At 34.7% G+C, this 22,275-nt stretch carries 15 protein-coding genes; all 15 read right to left on the reverse strand.

Translation table 11 applies throughout. The features are described 5' to 3' along the window. Window positions 1–19 precede the first annotated feature (19 nt). On the reverse strand, window positions 20–1,561 hold the full coding sequence (locus AA089_RS00340) for an amino acid adenylation domain-containing protein (RefSeq protein ID WP_046754912.1): 1,542 nt from the start codon (window positions 1,559–1,561) through the stop codon (window positions 20–22). A 95-nt stretch (window positions 1,562–1,656) separates the two neighbouring features. After that, window positions 1,657–1,890 carry an acyl carrier protein gene (locus AA089_RS00345; RefSeq protein ID WP_046754913.1) on the reverse strand — a complete coding sequence of 78 codons (234 nt, stop codon included), beginning with the start codon at window positions 1,888–1,890 and terminating at the stop codon, window positions 1,657–1,659. A 46-nt stretch (window positions 1,891–1,936) separates the two neighbouring features. Then, entirely contained in the window at window positions 1,937–3,574 is a 1,638-nt protein-coding gene (locus tag AA089_RS00350; protein WP_046754914.1) for a cyclic peptide export ABC transporter, read from the reverse strand. After that, window positions 3,561–4,259 carry a thioesterase II family protein gene (locus tag AA089_RS00355; protein WP_046754915.1) on the reverse strand — a complete coding sequence of 233 codons (699 nt, stop codon included), beginning with the start codon at window positions 4,257–4,259 and terminating at the stop codon, window positions 3,561–3,563. Before AA089_RS00355 ends, AA089_RS00350 begins: the two co-directional genes overlap by 14 nt. Window positions 4,260–4,270: 11 nt before the next feature. Continuing rightward, window positions 4,271–5,437 (reverse strand): alpha/beta hydrolase family protein, encoded by a 1,167-nt coding sequence (locus AA089_RS00360; protein ID WP_156168842.1) that lies wholly within the window; start codon window positions 5,435–5,437, stop codon window positions 4,271–4,273. Between the two features lie 35 nt (window positions 5,438–5,472). Further along, window positions 5,473–5,835: a cupin domain-containing protein gene (locus tag AA089_RS00365; protein WP_046754917.1), complete on the reverse strand. Its 363-nt coding sequence runs from the start codon at window positions 5,833–5,835 to the stop codon at window positions 5,473–5,475. A 106-nt stretch (window positions 5,836–5,941) separates the two neighbouring features. Continuing rightward, complete coding sequence (locus AA089_RS00370) at window positions 5,942–6,904, reverse strand: chlorinating enzyme (protein WP_046754918.1); 963 nt, start codon at window positions 6,902–6,904, stop codon at window positions 5,942–5,944. A gap of 11 nt (window positions 6,905–6,915) precedes the next feature. Beyond that, entirely contained in the window at window positions 6,916–10,299 is a 3,384-nt protein-coding gene (locus tag AA089_RS23390) for a non-ribosomal peptide synthetase (RefSeq protein WP_053002142.1), read from the reverse strand. A 344-nt stretch (window positions 10,300–10,643) separates the two neighbouring features. Then, on the reverse strand, window positions 10,644–11,108 hold the full coding sequence (locus AA089_RS00380) for a YbaK/EbsC family protein (protein WP_053002143.1): 465 nt from the start codon (window positions 11,106–11,108) through the stop codon (window positions 10,644–10,646). A gap of 75 nt (window positions 11,109–11,183) precedes the next feature. Further along, entirely contained in the window at window positions 11,184–12,368 is a 1,185-nt protein-coding gene (locus AA089_RS00385; protein ID WP_046754919.1) for an argininosuccinate synthase domain-containing protein, read from the reverse strand. Window positions 12,369–12,389: 21 nt separating this feature from the next. After that, a complete protein-coding gene (locus AA089_RS00390; RefSeq protein ID WP_046754920.1) occupies window positions 12,390–13,394 on the reverse strand; it encodes a TauD/TfdA family dioxygenase in 1,005 nt (334 codons plus the stop codon). Between the two features lie 201 nt (window positions 13,395–13,595). Further along, on the reverse strand, window positions 13,596–13,844 hold the full coding sequence (locus AA089_RS00395; protein ID WP_046754921.1) for a hypothetical protein: 249 nt from the start codon (window positions 13,842–13,844) through the stop codon (window positions 13,596–13,598). A 38-nt stretch (window positions 13,845–13,882) separates the two neighbouring features. Then, complete coding sequence (locus AA089_RS00400; RefSeq protein ID WP_046754922.1) at window positions 13,883–15,442, reverse strand: AMP-binding protein; 1,560 nt, start codon at window positions 15,440–15,442, stop codon at window positions 13,883–13,885. A gap of 46 nt (window positions 15,443–15,488) precedes the next feature. Beyond that, window positions 15,489–16,445: a 3-oxoacyl-[acyl-carrier-protein] synthase III C-terminal domain-containing protein gene (locus tag AA089_RS00405; protein ID WP_046754923.1), complete on the reverse strand. Its 957-nt coding sequence runs from the start codon at window positions 16,443–16,445 to the stop codon at window positions 15,489–15,491. A 55-nt stretch (window positions 16,446–16,500) separates the two neighbouring features. Then, window positions 16,501–22,272 (reverse strand): non-ribosomal peptide synthetase, encoded by a 5,772-nt coding sequence (locus AA089_RS00410; RefSeq protein ID WP_046754924.1) that lies wholly within the window; start codon window positions 22,270–22,272, stop codon window positions 16,501–16,503. Window positions 22,273–22,275 lie beyond the last annotated feature (3 nt).

Below are 22,275 nucleotides of genomic sequence, written 5' to 3' on the forward strand. Positions count from 1 at the left end.
GGTTGAAATTCTTCGTTTGTTAAGCCGTTTTTTCTGTTACCAAATTGGCTTTTACAAATTCTTTTGTTTTCTTCTCGTTAATTTTATTAGAACTTGTTTTGATTACTTTATCTGTAATATAAAAATGCTTCGGAATCATATATTCTGGTAAAATAGTTCGCAGTTGATCTGCCAACCATTTGCCTTCCATGATTATTTCATTTTGAACTAATACATACGCATATATTTGTTTTTTTCCTTTGAATTCAAGTACGTCTGCAATGCAATAGTCAATATTTTCTATGGATAGTAGCGCGTCTCTTATTTCGTTTAGATTGATGCGTTTTCCTAATATTTTGACTTCACTGTCATTTCGTCCTTCAAAATAGTAGTTGCCATCCGCATCAAACTTTGCCAAATCGCCCGTTATATAATATTTTTCATCATCAAAATGAATAAATGCTTTTGCTGTCTGATCTGGAGCATTCCAGTAACCATCCATTAATTGATCGCCGCCAATGAGCAGCGTTCCCACCGTATTAGGTGTATGAATTGGTTGGTTTTTATCGTCCATCAACATTACTTTTACATCTTCAAAACCTTTCCCAATAGGATATAGTTTGGTTCGCTCATGATCGGCTTCTGTAATGGTATGTGCCATGCATAAAGAGTTGCACTCCGTAGGTCCATAACCATTGTGTATGATGAGTCCTGGCACACTGTCGAGCCAACGGTTGATGAGTTTTACATCGCATACTTCTCCGCCTGTCATTAAAATTTTGAGTTTTGTATCACGATATTTACTAATCATTTCCGCATCTCCTGATATTAATGCCAATACTGAAGAGACACAGATAAGGTGTGTAATGTCGTTGTTTTTTACAAGATCTAGAATGAGTCTAGGAATTAATAGCTTTGTGTATACATATACGCCTGTTCCAAATAATAAGGGTAAAAAAGTATCTTGAATTCCTACATCAAAATGATACGGTCCAAAATTTATGTTTCGCGAATGTTGATCAAATTGCAATAGATTGTTATGCGCTTTAAAGTACTGAATCATACTTTTATGACTCAAAATAACACCTTTGGGCATTCCTGTAGAACCGCTGGTATGAATGATAACTCCTGCATTGGTTTCATCATTGTTAGTGGTTTTGAAACTACTTTCCTTGTCATGCAAAGCTGCTATAGATTGGTAATTAATTGTCGGTACATGAATCACTTCTGAGAAACGATCAAGGTATTTTTGAGAAGATATAACCAAACATGCGTCGGTATTTTTGAGAATAAATTCTGTTCTTTTGACTCCATTTTCTTTGTCTACTGGCACATAAATAGCTCCTGCTTTCCATATAGCAATAATGGCAACAATAATTTCTGAAGCTTTGTCTGTTATAACCAATACACGATCGCCGTACTTAATATTGTGATGCGCAACCATTTGTTGTGCAAGGTTGTTAGACTTATGCTCCAACTCATTGAATGTATAACTTGTTTTGTGATTGAGAATTGCGAGCTGATTCGGAGTTTCTATACTCCAATGCTCAATAATATGTGCTAAAGTTTTTGCTGTATTCATATGTGTATGTTTTCTATGGTGATACAATCAATCTTATAGATAAGTATGTTTTATATGGCATTGCGTTGACAAAGAATGGTACTGCACCTTTATTTTTATTGCTTAAAGGTGGCTAGGTAATTCAGGAGTTCTTCTACGGTTTTGAATTCTCCTATTTTTTCGGCGTCTAAATCGGTCATTTTTATAGATAAAGATTTGCATGCTTTGTTGAGAAACATGATCATTTTCATGGAAGTAAATCCTAAATCGTCTTCCAATTGAGTTGTAGCCGTAATTTCTTGATCATAATCAGAAGCGCCTTTGAGTATCGTTAATAATTCTTGATTCATAATTTGTATTTGTTTGAAAGTAAGAGGTAATTAGTGTGTGTTTGGCTTAAATCCAAGAAGCATCTTTTAGTTCTTTGATGGTTGCTGCATCGATATCTTTTACTATTTGACCGTAATCGAATTTTACAATACGATCTGCATATTCAAAATACATATCATCATGTGTTACTGCAATGATGGTTTTTCCTTGTTTTTGTAATCTTGGAATTAATTCGGTATAGAAATATTTTCTAAAATGTGGATCTTGATCTGCCGCCCATTCATCCAACACAAGAATTGGTTTTTTCTCCAGAAGTGCAAATATGAGTGACATACGTTTGCTTTGTCCTTTAGAAAAGTTTCTTCGACTAGCTTCATCCGAAGTGTCCGCAACCACAGTGTCCATTTGCATCAGTTTGAGCAACTCTTCGTATTGCATATTGTCATCTAATTCGTAATCTTCATAGTTTTGAGAGAATAAATGATTGTTGGTAAATACCGCCGCAACTAAGTTTTGAATGTTTTCTTTAGAATCGATCAAAGAATCGTTTAGTTTTATGTTTCCGCCAGTAGGTTCGTATAATCCTGTAAGTGTTTTAATAAATGTACTTTTCCCAGAACCATTTCCTCCAATGATAAATATGGTTTCTCCTTTTTTAATTTCTAAATTAATCGGTCCCAAGACAAAATGCTGTTCGTCAGCTTCTGTAGCTTGTTCGTAACTGTATTCAATATTGTCAAAATTAATTTTTTGAAAAGATGCTGCACTTTTTACTTCTACTTCATCATGTTGAATTTGAAAGTCGTTGATGAAATTTCTAATTCTTTTACGGGCTACCATAAAGCGCGTATACATTTGTTGCAGATTGATCAAATTGTTGATCGGACCCGAAATAAAAAGAATGATAACGACGTACGCAATGATGTCTTCTCGGTTCAAAATTCCCCATTCGGGTAATAAAAATAAAATGGTTGTTATGACAAAATACAATCCATATTGACTGATTAAGTTGATGGATAGAAAGACATAGTTAATTTTAAAATCTAATACACCAGCTTGATCTCGGTTTGGAAATAAGAACTTGTTCATTAGGTTTTTTCTGCGAAAGAAATTTAATTTCAATTCTTTGAAACCTTTCATGACATCTTGTACATATTTGTAATAGTAATCGTTGTAGCTTCTTAATTTTTCTACGTGTTTCGACATAGAATTCATTACAATGAAATAACTAAAGGCTACTACCAAGACGAGTCCAATAACAATTAGTGCCGCCGAAACCGACAATGAAAACATATATATCAAACACAAAATGAGCATTAGCAACGAATTTACCGTGTGTGTTACGGTATACGGCAAAAGAGAAAACGTTCGCAAGTCTTCCACTGCCGTAAAAAAACGTTGTGTTCCCAGTTTTTCAAGGATGTTAAGTGGCGTTTGTAACATTTTTCTAAACAGTTTTTTCTCATTGTTGTATAACATGAGAAATACATACTTATTGAGGTATTTTTGAAATACAATGTTTAGTAAATACGTGTATACAACCAATCCTAAAAACACGAATCCCATATGACTTTTCAAGAATACTGGATTTCCCGACAACGCATTATTAATGATAAATATGATCACAAAACTTAACACAGAATTCAATAATGAATACATGAGTAAGTAAAAGACTTGTTTTGTAGAAATTTTAAATAGTTGCATTTATTTGAAATATGCTTTGAAAATATTGAATAAAATATGGTGTGTGATCGAAGATGAAAAAGTGATTTCCTGTAAGTTGTTGTATCTGTACATTTTTGTCCGTTTCTCTATTCCAATCGTATATGTTGCTTTCGCTAATTCCTTCTGTTGTTCCATAAAAAACATCGATAGGAATGGGTAGTTTTTGAGCTATTTGATATTGATATGTTTCTACACATTCAAAATCTTTTCGCAAGCCAGGTTCTAGCATTTCTCTAATGCTTTTTTCTAATAGTAATTCGTTGGGCAAACCGCCTAATTCATCTAATACTTTCCAGAAATTATCGCTTGGCAATGTATATGTTTTATGATCTACGGAATGACAAGGTGCATTGCGTCCACTTACAACCAATTTTAAAGGTAATGGCAGATTTTTTTGAGCTATTATTTTACAAATTTCGTATCCAACCAACGCGCCCATACTATGTCCGTACACTACATATGGCTCGTCAGCAATAATAGGCAGGATCGATTTTAGTATAATGGCTGCAACTTCTTGAATGGTTTTCTTATGATATTTATTGTTTTTGACCGAATCAAAATATCCAATACCAACCAAGTCAATACTTTTGTTCTCTAATTCTTTTCTTAGATAGTTGAATGAATGTTTGCTTCCGCCTGCAAATGGTAATGCAATGATTTTCATGAGTTTCTACTTTAGGCAACCGTTTCTATAAAATCAGCAAATACCTGCTGTAGCTCTTTTGGCGCATCAAATAAGGAAGCATGATCTCCTTTTTTACGCTGATAAAATACTTTGTGTTTTAAACGTTCATTTAAGCGTAGTGAACCGCCTGGATGTGCCGTTGTATCTTCTTCGCTTGTTACGACTAATACTTTTTGTTGAATGTCATCGGCAACCATGTTACTGTCATACGCCATAATATTCTCGTTGATTTTAGAATAGGTATAAAGTAGCTTGTCATCAATAAACGGATACATCATAATACAACCCAAATGTGGCGCTAAGGTTTTAATGGTTCTTGGTGTACAAATGAGTTCGCGAATGCCTTCTGCTTCTTCCAAGCTACCATATGCCATCATCATTGTAGATTTTATATTTTTTTGATGAATGGTTAAGATGCTATTGTCTCGCCAATTGTAATCGCCATGCCAAACACTAGCCGATGTAAATAGCGATGGATACGACGTTAGGCTTTGCATGGTAAGAATTGCGCCGCCGCACATTCCAAAAATATGTACATTTTCTTTGTCAAAATGACGAACAATTGCTACCATATCTTCCGATTGTGCTTTGACATCAAAGTTGGTAATATTTGGCGTTACTTCTGTGAATAAGTTGCGCGTTTCCCAAGTAATTACATGGTAATTTTCCCCTAAAAATTGCATCCAAGCTTGTCCAATAACCCACGGCATTCCACATGGCAATACCAACAAAATGGTAGGTTTTTTTTCATCGCCATAAGTGTATACAGGAAGTGATGTGTTGTCAAAACTTATTATCGTATGTTTGGTAACTTTTGTAGCAATATGATCATTTAATATGTAATTGATTTCTTCTGCATTGGCTTCAAACGTGGTATTGCTTTTTTCAATACAATCTGTAATGGTAATGTGCGCCATTTTTTCATAAAACGACAAGGATTCATATGATGTTGCTACCAAGGAAATATAATTTTCAATACCATTCCATTTGATAATTTCGCGCATTGTTTCATTGAAACCAGCAAGATCTCTTTGTACTATTGTAAATGAGGTTTGTGTATATTCAACAATAGGTTTTATACCTAATATAGCCGTTTGTAACGCATGAATTGCGGTTACTTTTTCCATATCTATATTGAGTGGTGTTTGTTGTTCCAATGTATTTGTTTTTTTGAATGAGTATGTGTTTGTTGTTAGATCCAATCAGGTACCATTGTCAGCGTGTTTTCTTCTTCTCCTGTGTTTACCGTCATTTTTGGCTCAAATAGCAGTACTTTGACTTCTTCGTTATTTTTTGTCACAGGACAGTGTTCTACGCCTTTTGGAATAATGGCCATATTTCCAGCATTGAGTACTAAATCTTTATCGCGCAATTTGATAATGAGTGTGCCTTCCAACACATAAAAAAGTTCATCTTCATGTTCGTGACTATGCCAGCAAAATTCTCCTTTAAATTTGGCAACTTTTACATATTGATTGTTCAATTCGCCAATGATATATGGATTCCAATGTTCGGTAAATCCTTCAAATTTTTCTTGTAATGAGAGTACGTTCATTTGTGTTGTGACTTTATTGCTTTTGTGAAAAGTAAGTAAGAAAAAGCTATTTGCTAAGCTGCTTTTGGTATTGCAAATAGCTTTTTCTGTGGTGTGTGATTAAAAATTATACTTGCACTCCTTTTACGATTTCTTCAAAAGGAATTCCTGTAGTTGTTTCAGTTCTCATTTTATTTGATTCGTTTGTATTTTCTCCAGATACAACCACAACTCCGTAATTTTCTAAAGAGATTTTTCCTCCATATTCAATTACTTCGTCCAGTCCTGGATAAATGTTTACAATAGATGGCACATAACGAGAAACGTATCCTAAACGCATGTTGTTTGTTTTTCCTTCATGACGATGCGATGCGTGCATTAATGTTGACCAGAAAATGATAAATTGTCCAGCTTTCATTTTCATAGAAACCGCTTTTGACTCGTCTGGTTTCCAGCTTGGATCTTTTTGAAGATTTCTATAGTCGTATCCAAAAAATCCTCTTTTTTCTCCATCTTTTTCAAGATTGTTGTTTGCTTCTGGATCGTATTCCATTTCTTTCGATTCATCGTAGAACATTTCTTCGTGTGTTCCAGGAATAAATTGCAAGCAAGCCGTATCAATATCTGTGTCTGTAAATGCAGTCCAAACTGTTAATGTTCCTCCAAAACCATCTAAATCTGGCCATAATATTTGTGGCTCTCCACTTGCGTTTTCAAAGGTGTCTGCTTGGTGCCAGTCTGTTCCTTCATCGCCTGGATATTTTGGAAAGAACTCGCTTCGCCAGCACACTACATTTTCTCCGAATACATCATTTAGTTTGTTTACAATTTCTGGACGACATACATGATTTGCCAAAAATTCATTGTCTAAGTGACGATCATAGTTTGCAATGTTAGTTCCTCCAGAGATGGAGTTGTCATCTGTGTATACTGCTTTACTTCTATCGAGCATTTTGAGACGTTCACGCTTCCAAATATTTTTTATTTCTTCTGGCTCATATAAGGTAAAAGGTCCAGCATATCCGTTTTTTCTAAAATCTTTGATTTGCTCTTCTGTTAAAGCAAACTTTCTTTTTTTGGTGTTTTCCATGTTAAAATAATTTAGCTTTTGATTTTTTGTTTAATATTCAAGTTTTGGTTAATTATAGCTTTGGCAAAAGATGATTTGGTCAATCCTTCTGTAAACTGACTGGTGTTGAGACTGATTCCATATACATCTTTTACTTGTTTTATGAGTTGAATGAGTGACAATGAAGTTCCGCCAATATCAAAAAAATCATCATGGTTTCCGATATTGTTTTTTCCAAGAACATGTTCCCACATAAGATTAATTTCGTGGTGTACTTTTTGTTCTTTTTTGTAATCCTGTAGTTTTTTTACAAAAAGATGGAACGAGATACCTTCTGCAAAATCACTTGTATTGATTTTTACTCCAAATTCATCTTGTGTCTTTTTGATCAACTGAATTAACGAGAGTGAGGTGCCGCCAAGATCAAAGAAATCTACATTTTCAGGAACTTTTTCAATATTTAGAATGTCTTTCCAAAGCATTGCAATTTTAGCTGACTGCTCTTTTGCATGTAATTGCGATTGTAGTTCTGCGTGGAAACTTTCAATAGAAATACCTTCTGCAAAACTTGAAGTACTCAATGCAATACCGTAACGTTCTTTCACTTTAGCAATGAGTTGTATGAGTGACAGTGATGTACCGCCAATATCAAAAAAGTCTGCATGTGCATCAATGGTTTCTGTTTGCAATACTTCTTTCCAAAGGTCTACAATATTGGTTTTTAGGTCTTTCTTTTGGGTATGATTTTTTATTTCTGCTACAAAAGATGTAAGTGTAAGTCCGTCAATAAATTTTGACGTATTTACCGAAATCCCAAATGTTTCTTTGGTCTTTTTTAAGAGTTGAATTAGCGATAATGAGGTGCCTCCCATATCAAAAAAGTCTTCTTCTTTGGCAATGTTATCAGTTTGTAAAACTTCCTTCCAGAGATTTTCAACCGTAACTTCTGTTTCATCTTTTGCTGTAAGTGCTTTTATTTCTGCTACAAAAGATGCAAACGTGAGTCCGTCAATAAATTTTGATGTGTTTACCGAAATTCCAAATGTTTCTTTGGTCTTTTTTAAGAGTTGAATTAGCGATAATGAGGTGCCGCCCATGTCAAAAAAGTCTTCTTCTTTGGCAATGTTGTCGGTTTGCAAAACTTCCTTCCAGAGATTTTCAACCACAACTTCTGTTTCGTCTTTTTCTGTAAGTGCTTTTATTTCTGCTACAAAAGATGCAAAAGTGAGTCCGTCAATAAATTTTGATGTGTTTACTGAAATTCCGAATGTTTCTTTCGTCTTTTTTAAGAGTTGAATTAACGATAATGAGGTGCCACCGATGTCAAAAAAGTCTTCTTCTTTGGCAATGTTGTCAGTTTGTAAGACTTGCTTCCAGAGATTTTCAACCACAACTTCTGTTTCGTCTTTTTCTGTAAGTGCTTTTATTTCTGCTACAAAAGATGCAAATGTGAGTCCGTCAATAAATTTTGATGTGTTTACTGAAATTCCGAATGTTTCTTTCGTCTTTTTTAAGAGTTGAATTAACGATAATGAGGTGCCACCGATGTCAAAAAAGTCTTCTTCTTTGGCAATGTTGTCAGTTTGTAAGACTTGCTTCCAGAGATTTTCAACCACAACTTCTGTTTCGTCTTTTTCTGTAAGTGCTTTTATTTCTGCTACAAAAGATGCAAATGTGAGTCCGTCAATAAATTTTGACGTGTTTACCGAAATTCCGAATGTTTCTTTGGTCTTTTTTAAGAGTTGAATTAACGATAGTGATGTGCCGCCAATGTCGAAAAAGTCTGCATGTTCTTCAATGGTTTCTGTTTGTACTATTTCTTTCCACAAGCTTGCTACAGAAGTTTGTACTGGTGGCGCTACCGCATCGCTGGCAGTATTTGTATCAATTGCGCTCAACGCTTTCAGGTCTAATTTTCCATTTGCTGTAAGCGGAAATTCGTCGCAAACTATATTTTCAAAAGGAATCATATAGTTTGGTAAGTTGGCGCGCAAGTTTGTAAATACTTGTTTTGATAGTTCTTGTTTTTCAGCTGTACTGAGCTTTGAACTTGTTAAGAGATAGTTGTACAAACCTTCTTGACTTCCCGATATTTTTTTTACCAATACTACTGATTTTAGCACTTTTGGATGTTGTAAGGAAACTGAAATAATTTCATCAAGTTCAATTCTAAATCCGTTTAGTTGTACTTGATTGTCATTTCGTCCTACATAAAAATATTCGCCATTTGCAAAATATGCTTCATCACCAGTTTTGTAGAGTCTGCATTTTTTTCCTGCAATTGTTTTGGTTAAGAAACGTTCTTCTGTTAAAGCTGGTTTGTTTAGGTATTCTTTCGCCAATCCAGCTCCTGAGATATACATTTCTGCAATTGTTCCTTCTTCGTTTACAACAGCATCATTTTCATCTAGTAGATGTATGTCTAAATCGGTAATTGGCAATCCTATTGGACTTAGCTCTGGCGTATTGAAATCTTCATTGGTAATTTCTCTATACGTAACGTGTACTGTAGTTTCGGTAATTCCGTACATATTGATGAGCGCTATCGTTGAGAGTGGATATCGGTTTACCCAAGGTTTTAATAGATTGATATCCAATTTTTCTCCTCCGAAAATCACACAACGTAGCGACGTAATTTTTTCGTTTTCATTTTTTTCTTCACGTATAAGGTTTGAAAAAGCTGTTGGTGTCTGATTGAGTATGGTGATTCCTTTTTCTTTGACTAAGTTTAAGAACATACGCGGATTTCTACTGATATTGAATGGTACAACGACCAATTCGCCACCATGAAGCAAAGCGCCAAATACTTCCCAGACAGAGAAATCGAATGATAATGAGTGGAATAAGGTCCAAGTATCCTTTTCTGAGAAGTGAAAGTGTTTTTCTGTTTCACTAAAAAGTCGCATTACATTTTGATGCTGAATTACCACACCTTTTGGTTTTCCCGTGGTTCCTGAAGTATAAATTACATATGCATCTTCTGAACGATTTTCTGTTGAAACTGGAATGTGATTGTGAGTTGCTTTGTAATCTACTTTTTCAATATTGACATTTTGAATGGCAGCATCAAGCGCAGTTTCAGTGTCTGAAAAAATTACATTTAGTTGACTATCTTCTATGATATAGTTGATCCGTTCGGAAGGATATAATGGATCAATAGGAACGTAAGCATATCCTGCTTTCAAGATTCCTAAAATGTGTATAATAGCATTGGCACTTTTTTTAAAGCAAACACCAATATACGTTGCTGTACTTAGTTTGTTTTTTATAATATGATTACAGATCGTATCCGAGTAATCATTTAACTCTTTGTACGTTAGCTGTTCATTCCCTGTCGTTATAGCAACCTTGTCAGGAAATTTAATAGCTACTTCTCTAAAAAGAGCATCAATTCGTTGTTGCTGAGAAATTTGCATAATTTAAATGGTAATTTGTAAGTAGACTTACTGTTGTTAATAAGTAATATGATTCTGCATCATGCGTATTAGAATGCATGTTGTATTCCATTAGAAATGGTGTCTGTGTCTATAGAATTTAATATGTATGGTGTCTGTGTCTGTAGCAAATAGGTATGTATACTATCTGCTTTTGTGTGTGAGATAACTATCGCTAGAAATCATTGTTTGTAGCGATAGTTATTTTTCTATAATTTTTTAGGAAAGGTATCGTATTGTTTAGGGAAAGATGCTTGTATACAATTGTAGTGATGTGATGATACCTTGACTTTTATATTTTTTTATTTGATAATTTGATAAAATATTTAAAATATTTCAGGTGTTTCTAAGCGTATAATTTCGTCGGGCGAGATGGCAATTGAAAACGATAAATCGCCTGCATTGAAGTAAATTTTATCTTCTTCTACTAAATCTTTATCCATAAAAAGTTTGAGTCCAAATAGTTTGCCCAACGGTGGCAATTCACCAAAATTGCATCCTGTGACTTCTTTTAGCTGATCTTTGTTTGCTAGTTTTACTTCTTTTGCTTGCATTAAATTTTTGATAATGCTCAAATCGGCACGTTTTTGAGCTTGCAGAGCTACAACTACGAAGCCTTTTTCTCCTGTTTTTTTGTAGCGTACAAATAGTGCTTTTGCTTGTTGTTCATAACGAGTTCCGAGTGTATTGTGATATTCTTCAGCGCTTCCTGCAGGTTCGTGAGTAATACCTTCGTAGGTTGCGTTGGCTTGGTCAAAATATCCAACTATTTTCTCTTTTGTTGTCTCCATTGGTTTTATGTGATCGGTTATAAATTCTTATTAAACTTAAGTAATATTTCCTTAATTGAAAAACGTATTTCCAACTTATTTTAACATGCTTTGCGTAACTTCAAAAAGTTCTTTGTAGGAAATATTGTGAATCTGTTCTTTAGCTGTTTCGGAAGCTCCATGAAAATCTAACACACTTTCTGATTTTACTCCCGATATAAATGGTCTTCCTTGGTACAATCGTACATGTACTTCTCCATTTATTTTTTTGTTGAGCGAATTCATAAATGCGTCAATACTGAGTTTGAGTGGAGAAAACCAAAAACCAGCGACTGCTAAATCAATCCATTGGTTGTCTAGATATTTTTTGACTTGAATTTCAGGTTTTGTAAAGATGGATTGTTCGAGTGTTTTTTTAGCTATGTGCAATATTTCTGCGGCTGGAGCTTCACGTACTTCATGATTTTTTAATACCAAAGATGTATCTTCTAAATTGTTGTACCGTCCAATATTGTATTTTCCACCTATTTCATTGAGTATAGCAAGCAGTTGTACCAAAGTTTTACGTTCGCCGTTGTAAGCTACTGGAATTCCTTCTTCAAATGTTAAGGTGCAGTCGTGCGGTGTTGTTTGAAGTGCTGCATGGTTTGTCCAACCAAAAACATGTTCGGGAACTGGAAAGCTAAAATCGTCTAGTTCTCCGTTTTCTATGACTCTTCCCCAAATATTTTCATCAATGCTGTAGATTTGAGATTTCTTTTTAAAACCGTGTTGATTGAGGTATTCCATTTTTTCTTCTCTTGAGAGATCGCTTTTTAAAAATGGTGTTCCAATCATGATAGACGCATCTAAATAGTTTACCGAGTTGTTGAATCGTGCGCCACTATTTTGATGAAATCCTGCCGAATGTACAACACAAGTTGCTCCATGTTCATGTGCAATTTCAATAGCTCTTTTGGCTATCAACGGACGACTAAAGGTGGAGCATACTGGAAATAATTCTTGATAGTATGTGGTTGCTTTGATTCCTTGCGTGATAAAGTCGGTTGCCAAACGTTCGGTCATGTCATCAATAATAAGTTGCTGACCTAAGGCAATTACCATTGGAAAATCGTCAATCGTTGGACATTTTGCAGGTCCTAAGTGTGTGTAAACTGGCACTACGTCAATATTGTTTTGTGTTGCCCAGAGTAAAAAATACGAACTATCCAATCCGCCAGAAAAGAGCATGACACATTTGGGAGCTAGTTTTTTGAGTTGATCTAAGTTATCTATGATCATGTTGTCAGGTAAAAGTTATTGTTATAAGTTTAAGACTCTTGGTTTTTGAAATAGTTCACGCCAATCCCATAAGTCGCCAGCTTTGACAAATACGCGTTGACACCAACGATCTTCGCCATCAAAGTAAGGTGTAAAACAACTACGACCGTGCAATACTTTCCGATTATCCATGATGATATAATCGCCTAAAGACAAGCTAATTTCATTTAAAAACTCTGAGTTGTAGCATATTTTTTTGAATTCTTCTAACGCCTTTCGAGATTCTCTGGTAATACCACGCATATCGTTAAATTCGGCTATAATTTGTGGTGCTGTTTCAGAACCTTTTAATACGGGTAATAGTCCTGAAGAGCGCGAACCTTCTCCAAACGATTCTGGAGATTCTATATAGTACAATTCTTCACTGAGCATTTTCTTTAAATCGTCGGGTAAAATTTCATTGATTTTGTTGATAGATAATACATATGTTTTTGCATTTTCTTCTCTGTCTTTTCGCAAACAGTACAACGCCAAGTATGTAGGTGAGTACGGATATAAATGTATGTCTTCGTTGTGCAATTCTAATATTTTTCCAAATCCTTCATTGGAAAGTGCTGTTTCTTTGCCTTCTTTGGGAATGATGTTGTGAATAAGTCGTCCATCTTTTTCATTTTTATACCCATATATTTCTCCAAATAGTTGACTAATTCCTGTGATGCATCCTTCACTGATAAAGGTGTTTTTGTTGGTATGTATTTCTTGTACATTTTTTGGCGTACCACATAAGTCACTATCGCTAGGCAAGTTTCTTATGATTAAATATCCCAAAGAATCTAAATCTTTTTTAAGTGCTATTATTTCTTGGTACACATTTGTCGGTAAAAATTTCCTAAACGTGTCTAATGATGCTTTTAGGAATTCTTCAATATTTTCATACGGAGAATATTTGTTTTGTAGCAGTTCGAGCTTGAGCTGTTCTTTTAGTTGATCGGTAATTGTTATAACATTCTGTGAATATATAACTTGCTTTTTGGAAACTGTTTTCATCGTAGGTGTAATTTTTGAATACACTATTTTTGGTAGGTAATAGCCGACTCATATTAAAATTTCAGTGTATGGTGTAATAAGTTTTATGAATAGTTTTTTTATTAAACAGTAGTAATTATAATTGCAAAAAGCGTACGTTAGGGAGAAAGAGTGTGTAGTATGAATTGGTATTGGTTGTTATGTAAAATGTATTTTTTAAATTCAATTTAGTTCGTTGCACATGTGTATCATTTCATTTACCGTTCGAGGCGGTTCGTTATTTCCTAGTGCGGATAGTTTTATGAATCCAGCTTTTTCCAAATCGATAAACATTTTAATGATGTCTAAAGAACTTAATCCCATCGATTTGAATTCTACATTGTACATATCGCCTTGATCTGCTGTAATGTTCGCATTCTTCGAAAGCAGTGATACAATTGTTTCTTCTAAGTTTTTCTGTATTGATTCCATAAGGTCGTAAGGTGTTAATGCTGTTCGTTTTTGGAAACTTAGTAGGTAAGCTCAAAGGTTTCAGCAGCTTCTTTTATTTTGTTAGAAAGCGCATTTGATATGGTACGCTCGTCTACTTTATTTGTACTTGTTTTGGCAATGTTGTTAGAAACACATAGGTATTTTGGCACCATGTAGTAAGGTAAATTGCTTCGTAAATGTTCTAAGATGTCATCATACGAAATTTCATTTTTTGGCGATACATACGCATACGCATATATTTGACGTTCTGCTTCTAATTGTACAGTATCTACAATGGCGTAATCTATGCCATCAATTTTAAAGAGACTGTTGCGTATTTCATTTAGATTGATGCGTTTTCCTAGAATTTTTACTTCTTTATCACGTCTGCCTTCAAAGTAGTAATTGCCATCATCATCACGTTTTGCTAAATCACCTGTGATATAGTATTTTTCATCATTGTGATAGTAAAATACTTGTGCTGTTAATGCTGGTTTTTTCCAATACCCATTCATAAGTTGCGGTCCAGCAATTGCCAATACGCCTTTGGTTTCACTTTCGGTAATGACGTTTTGATCTTCATCAAGTAAGATTGCTTTTGATCCTTTTAAGGGTTTGCCAAAAGAAAACGGTTTTTTTCTGTTGTAATCTGGTTTGTGAATTCTGTATACCGAACAGATAGAATTGCATTCTACAGGTCCGTAAGCATTGTACAAACGTATGTGTGGCATTAATTCTGCCCAAGCATTGAAAATTTTTACATCACAAATTTCGCCACCTGCTTGACAGAATTCTAAGGAAGAATCTTTTAGTTGTTCTATTTGCTCTCTTTTTCCAGCAATTAATGAAAGTACAGAAGCGATGGCAATTAGATGTGTTATTTTTTCTTCTTTTATCAGATTGATGATTATTGGAGAGATAAACATTCCTCTGAATAGATACACACTAGCACCAAAATACAATGGCATAAACGTATCTTGTAGACTGATATCGAAATGAAATGGTCCGTAGTTTATAATTCTGCTTTTCGCTGTAAATTGAATGTGTTCATTGTGTGCTTTGAAGTATTCAATGATACTGCTGTGTGATAATATAGCGCCTTTTGGTTTCCCTGTAGATCCTGAAGTGTGCAAAATAACGGATGCATCTTCTCCAGCGATTGCTACTTTTTTATAAGCATCATCAGTGAGTCTTTGAATGTTTGTTACTTCATCATAATTTAAAGAAGGTGCGTCTTTTATAAGTTCATCAAAGCGTTCTAGAGAACGTTTCGTAGAAATGAATAGTTTTGGTTCTATAAGATCGGAAATATATTTGGCTCTTAAAATTCCATCTTCTTTATCGACAGGAACATAGATGGCTCCCGTTTTCCAAATTCCGATCATGACAACAATGATTTCACTCGCTTTGTCTGCGATGACCAATACACGATCGCCTTTTCTGATGCCATAACGATTTTGTAATAGTGCCGCTAAATGATCTGATCTTGTTTCTAAATCTTTGTATGAATATTGTGTACTTCCGTCATTGACAGCTATTTTTTGAGGACTATTTTGGAGTCCATAGGAAAGTACCGTTGCCATAGTTTGCTTTTCCATTGTTGAGCTCGTATTAAAGTAATTTTAAAATTTATGTAAGGTTGTGTTAGACTCTTTCTAGTATAGTACCTACATAAGTGCCATTAGCGCCTAGATTTAATAGTAAGATGCGGTTACTGTCTTTAGTATTTTCAACATGTGTTTTAAGATTGACCACAAAATCTGCCGTTCCTAAATGTCCGTATTTACCTTGGTTGGTTTTGTCTATTTTGGTAATATCAATTTCATAAGCACCAAATACTTGTTCTAGTAACATAAGATTTGAATTGTGTAATACAATACCGTCAATATCATCTTTTGTAATCTCCGCGTCATCTTCAAATAGTTTATCCAAACATTCGGTATACGATTGAAAGTGTAAGATGGCATTGTCTTCGTCTACATTTCTGGCATGCAGCACACCTTTGGTAATTGTTTGTTGGTTTCTGAAACTTAGTACTGCATCTTCAGCATTGTTAGAGACTAGAATTATTCCGACGCCATCGCCCATAACGGCATAGTTTGCAATGAGTCGTTCATCCGTATTTGGTTCGTATTTTGTGCCACAAATGATCAATACATTTTTTTCTTTATCAGCGTCCGTTTGTACCAACGTAGCCGCAAGTCCTAAAGCTTTGTCAATGTTAGCACAGTAGTTTTCGGAAATTCGTGTGACATCGGCGTCTGGCATTTCAAATTCGTACTGTACGTAATGTCCAAAATCTAGCAAACGATCACTAAAATCGGTAGCAATGATAATATGGTCAATAGCTTCTGGAATGATGTTTCCGTCATCTAGGTTTTTGTCTAATAGTTCTTCTACCATTTCTTCCATGGTGCGATTTTTTTCCATGCGAATTGAGGTCATTCCCCCCAGTTGATTGGCTGCAAATTTTAGAAATGAAGCTTTGTCTTCATACATAGAATCTTTAAAAATGCTATTGTCGGTAATATCACTTTCAAATACAAATTCGTTTTCTGCAATTAAATAGTCTAGATGTTTTATATATGCTTTTGGTTTCATAGATGTATGATGCTAGTAAGCGTTTTCCTTTAGCTATAGGTTTTTAGTGATGAGTTTATTTTAATTCAAGATTTGAGATAGCTGCTTTTAATTGATCTGTAATTACGGTATCGTTGGGAGCATTTAGCGCTTCTAAGTGTGTGCCTTTTAGTTTCTGAACTCCCATAAATAGACTCGTATGTTTGCTCCATTCTTGCATGTAATCACTAAATCCGTTGCCTTCAGCTTCTAGCGCATATATTGGCGAAGAAATACTGCCCGTTACTTCATAGTTTTCTAAACGTTCTAGTGATTGTCTGATTTGAGTTTGCAAACGCTCCGTTTCTGCTTCGGAAAGTCCTAAGCTTTTTATGAGCGGCATTTGCTCTTTGAGTATTCTTTTGATCAATCGTCCTGTAATTCGGGCTTTTTCATGTACCAAAGCACCTCTATCAATTAATAGTAACTTTATTTCAGGAAATACGTTCTCCATTTTTTTAGCTACTTCATACGCATAATTGACACCTATAGAGTAACCGACAAAGTATACTGGATTGTTTGTATGTACTTGTTGCTCAATATTTTTTACCATGGAGTTTACCAATAATTCCATAGTGTTTTGCGCATCGTCTAATGGCGGAACATTGAAAGCATATGAATTGAATTCATCTTTGATGTGCGTTGTCAACGGATTAAAGATGATTCCTTCGCCAAATACTGGTGGAAAGAATACTACATTTGGCACTTCTTCTGAAGTATGATGTAACGTCATTAAAAGATTGTCGTCTTGGCGTTTTTCTTCGTTTACTTCTGTTTTTTGAACTATAAAATTGTGCAAGGTATTTACCGAAGGATGTTGATAAAATTCAATGATATTGTAGCGTTTTCCTAATGCCGCATTTAGTTCATTTACAATTTGAATTGCTCCAAGTGAACTTCCTCCAGAAGCAAAATAATCATTGTCATACGTAATTTCTACATCTAAATGTTTTGCAATGATTTTGTGTAATTTTTCCTTGAGATCTGCATTTTCAGGAATCGCTTCTGCGGCTAAATTTACTTCGTCTTCCAAACTAGCCGTATCATCTATCTTGAATATTATTTCTTCATCGTTAATGAACGTGTACGATGTTTTTTCAAAGAATTCAGAAATGCTCATGTTTTTGTAACGCAACGCTTGTGAAATTAGATATTTATAATCGTCCAATAAGCGCGCTATATGATCGTATTCGTATACATCTGTGTTAAACGAAATAGACGCATAAATTCCTCTGTCTTTATCATATTTGCTTTCCGTAAAGGCAACCGAAATATCAAATTGGGCATGATTTACTTCAATATCATTCCATAATTTAATGTTGAAATCCGATTCAACCGTATGGAAATTGTTAAAGATGTTTAAGGTTGCTTGGTTTTGGAATACCATTAAAATATCAAATAATGGCGATCTTCCTTGCGGTGTTTTGATGTCTAAGTCATTGATTAAATCATCAATATGATACAATTGATTGTCATAGTAACTTACCAAACGTTCGTTTTCATTTTTGATGATGTCTAAGAATGTTTGATTTTCATCAAAACTAGATCGAACTGGCAATGTGTTTAAATATAATCCTACTTGTGGTTCTAGCTGACTGTTGATTCTTCCTGAGATTGGAATTCCGATTGTTAGGTCGTTTTCGTTGGTATATTTCCACAGTAATATTTTGAAAATTGCCATCAATCCTGCAAAATTCGTTGCTCCGTTTGAAGCACATAATTCTTTTAGTAACGTAGTGTTTTCTTTATCGATTTGCATTCCAATGAAATCGCCGTTGTATGTTTTCTTTAACGGTCTTCTTTCACGCTCGAATGGTAATCTTAGGTAAGGACTTTGATTTTTAAATACCGCATTCCAGAAATCTTTTTCTTTTTTGATAACGGTTTCCGTATTGTCTTGTAGATATTGAGAATAGTCTGTGTACTGAATTTCCAAAGGTTCAAAATCTGCCAGTTTTCCTGTTTGGAGCAATGCATTGAAGTGTTGAATAATTTCTTGAAAAACGATTTCCATAGACCAACCATCAATTACTAAGTGATGTATGATGAGATATGCTGAGTATTTATTTTCGCCAATTTTTATTGTTCCAGCTTTTAGTAATGGACCGTTTGCCAAATCGAATTCATCATTAACAACTTCCGTGATTATTCTTTTCGCTTCTGCTAACGATGTTAAAGTTGTGTAATTTTTAAATTTGATGTCAAAATCTTCATACGGAGTTACGTATTGTTGTACTTGATTGTTTTCGTTCATTTTGAAACTCGTACGCAATGAATCGTGTCGTTTTACAAGATTTTTTAATACGATATGGTAAATATCTGGATCGTAATCGCCTTCGATATCAAACACCAACGGAATATTGAATGCTTTTGTTCCGCCTAATTGCGAAGTAACCCACAATCGGTATTGCGAACGAGAAACATCAAAATAAGGACCTTTGTGTGTCGATTTTGGTATTTTGATTTCTCTGGTTTCTTTTGGAATAGCGTCAATTGTCGCCGATAAAGAACGAATGTCTTGATTTGCAAAAAACATGTCAAACGATACTACTTTGTCCAATTCGACATTGATATTGTTAATAATTTTCACAATGAATAAGCTGTGTCCGCCAAGCTCGAAGAAGTTATCTAAGACGCCTATTTTTTCTACTTTTAATTCTTCACGCCATATTTTTGCAATGTATTTTTCCGTATCTGTTTCTGGTGCTACATAGGTGCTTTTTATAATATCGTCCGCGCCTACTTTTGGCAAGCGTTTTCTATCAATTTTCCCGTTTGGAGTTAATGGCATGATTTCGATAGCGACAAAATGATTCGGAATCATGTATTGCGGCAGTTTTTCTTTAAGATGCTTTACCAATGCTTTTTTGTCAATTTCTTCGCTGGCTACATAATACGCCACCAATGCTTTTGCATTTTCTTCTTCATTGGCAACGACAACTACTTGCGAGATAGCTTCTTTATATTTGATAATATTTGCTTCAATATCTCCAAGTTCAATACGGTAACCTCTAATTTTTACTTGATAGTCTTCTCTTCCTAGAAAGAGCAAACTTCCATCGGCGTTTCTACGTACTAAATCGCCTGTATTGTATATTTTTTCATGCGCATTAAATGGCGAGGTAATGAAACGAGCTTCCGTTATTTCTGGAGCTTTGTAATATCCGTTTGCCAATCCTTTTCCTCCAATATAAAGCGTTCCTACTGTATGAATTGGTTTTGGCTCTAACTGTTTTCCAAGCACATATAATTGCGTGTTGGCAATTGGATATCCGATGTTTGAAGCGTCTTTTGGATGTTCTATTTTATGAATACTTGACCAAATAGTTGTTTCCGTTGGTCCGTACATGTTCCATAACTCCGCAGTATTTTCAATTAGTTTTTCGGCTAAAGATGGCGCTAAAGCATCTCCACCACAAAATACTTTTAATCCTGAATTTCCTTTCCAACCAAACTCAAATAACATTTGATAAAAACTTGGTGTTGCTTGTATAATTGTTGGTTGATATGTGTCTAATTTTTCAATTATTTTGCCTGCATCTATCAATAAATTTTTACTTGCTACATATACTTTGGCACCTACAATTAATCCTGTAAAGAATTCTAAGATTGAAATATCGAACGAATACGTTGTTACAGCAAATACAATGTCGTCAGCAGTCACACCTGGTTTTTTAGCAATGCTCGTTAAGAAGTTGAGTAAGGCACCGTGACTGATTTCTACACCTTTTGGTTTTCCTGTAGATCCTGATGTGTAAATTATATATGCTGCATCAGAACCTGCGATGGAAACCTCAATATTTTTTACAAAAGTGTCCTTTGCTAATGGTTTTATAATGGCGTCCGCATGTAAGATTTCTAATGCTGAAATTTCTTGTACTTTGTTGACGTTGGTAATTACAAATTCTACCTGACTATGATCTACAATATGCTGAATACGTTCTGTTGGTAAAGATGCATCTATTGGAATGTAGGTACATCCTGATTTTAGAACGCCTAATAGAATTGGTAATAAAGATGCCGAGCGTTCTACCATGATTCCGACGGCAATTTTTCTGCCTTCTGTAATGTTGAGTATTCGTTGCTTTACAGCTTCTGAAACGCTCTCTAATTCTTCATATGTATAGCTTTCTTTTTCGTCTTCTACAGCAACTTTGTCTTCGTAAATTTTTACTTGTTCTTGAAATATTTCGAGAAACGTAGTTGCTGCTATCGGCGTTGCTGTTTGATTATTTTCTTTTAGAACAAACTCTTTTTCTCGTTCTGAAAGAATTTGATATTCATATATACTTTTTGAAGGATTTTTTAAGATCGCTGCCAGCAAGTTTTCCAAATGAATTCCAATTGATTTTACAAAGTCGTGTCGATGAATATCTGTATTGTAGGTAAACGTAGCACGTGCGCCTTTTTTACTTTTGATAACCGATATTTCCAAATCAAATTTGCTTGTTTCTACAGGAATTGGAAAGATTTCTTTTAGTGTAATGTTTCCTAATGTAAACGCTTCGTCAAATTTACTTTGTTCTTCATTTTGGTAAATCATCATAACATCAAATAAAGGATGACGATTTTCACGGCGTATGAATAATGATTTTACCAATTGATCAAAAGGAAATTCCTGATATTCGTGCGCTTCAATGGTATTTTTTTGTATTTGTTTCAGAAAAGTTTCAAAGCTGTCTTCCTTTTTAAAAGTGGTTCGCAAAGCCAACGTATTGATGTACAATCCTAATTGATTTTGCAATTCGTATTGACTTCTTCCTGCAACTGGCGTTCCGATGACAATATCTTCATCATCCGTGTATTTATGTACTAGTACTTTTAATGCTGCTAATAATCCCATGAATATTGTTGCACCTTGCGATTCGCAGTAAGCTTTAAATTCCGTGATTAATTCGTCATTAAAAATATGTTTAAGACTGTTTCCTTTGAAGGTTCTTACTTTAGGTCGAACCAATCCGTTAGACTGCAAGTCCAACGTTGGTGCAGCCGTGTTAAATTTTTCTTGCCAGTATCGTTGTGCTTTCAACATAGATTTTGTTGATAGCTGTCTGCGTTGCCAAGCAGCATAATCTTTGTATTGTATTGATAATGGCGCTAGTGTTGGAGTTGTATTGTTTACGATTGCTTGGTAGAGATGGAAGAGTTCATTAACCATAATTTCTGTAGACCAACCATCACTGATAATATGATGAATGGTAATACTCAATACGCATGTCGTTTCACTTTTCTGAAATACGCTAACTTTTAGTAAAATATCGTTTTCAAGATCAAAATTGTGGTTTAGATCTTCTTCCAAGTTTTCTTTTAGTACAGTTTCAACCGCATCTTCTTTACTGATATTGAGCGTTTTTATAGCGAAGTTGTATTCGTTTTCCGCTAGTACAAATTGCTTTACATCACCCAAACTATTTCGCTTAAAAACAGTTCGTAAGATTTCATGACGTTTTAGCAATGCGTTGAATGCTTTTTGCAATGCAGCTATGTCTAAATTTCCTTTTATTTCAAAGGCACTGTTCATGTTGTACGCTGTACCAATATGAGCAAATTGACTGATCATCCACAAACGATATTGTGAGGAAGATAGTTTGTATCCATCAGACGAAAGTGGAACTTGCGGAATTGCTTCCGTTTGTTGTTCGTCTAATGCTTGTGAACTCAGAAAATCAATGATTGCTGGTTTGTTTTCTTTGATTTCAGACAGTAATTCTAGATTCATGACTCCTTTGGGAGCTTTGACATCTAGTTTTCCTTCTTTTAAACGTACAGATATACGCAAGTCTTTTAATTTTGTTAATAAGGCTTCCATTTG

Origin of the sequence: Kordia jejudonensis, assembly GCF_001005315.1 — a bacterium.
Lineage (GTDB): Bacteria > Bacteroidota > Bacteroidia > Flavobacteriales > Flavobacteriaceae > Kordia > Kordia jejudonensis.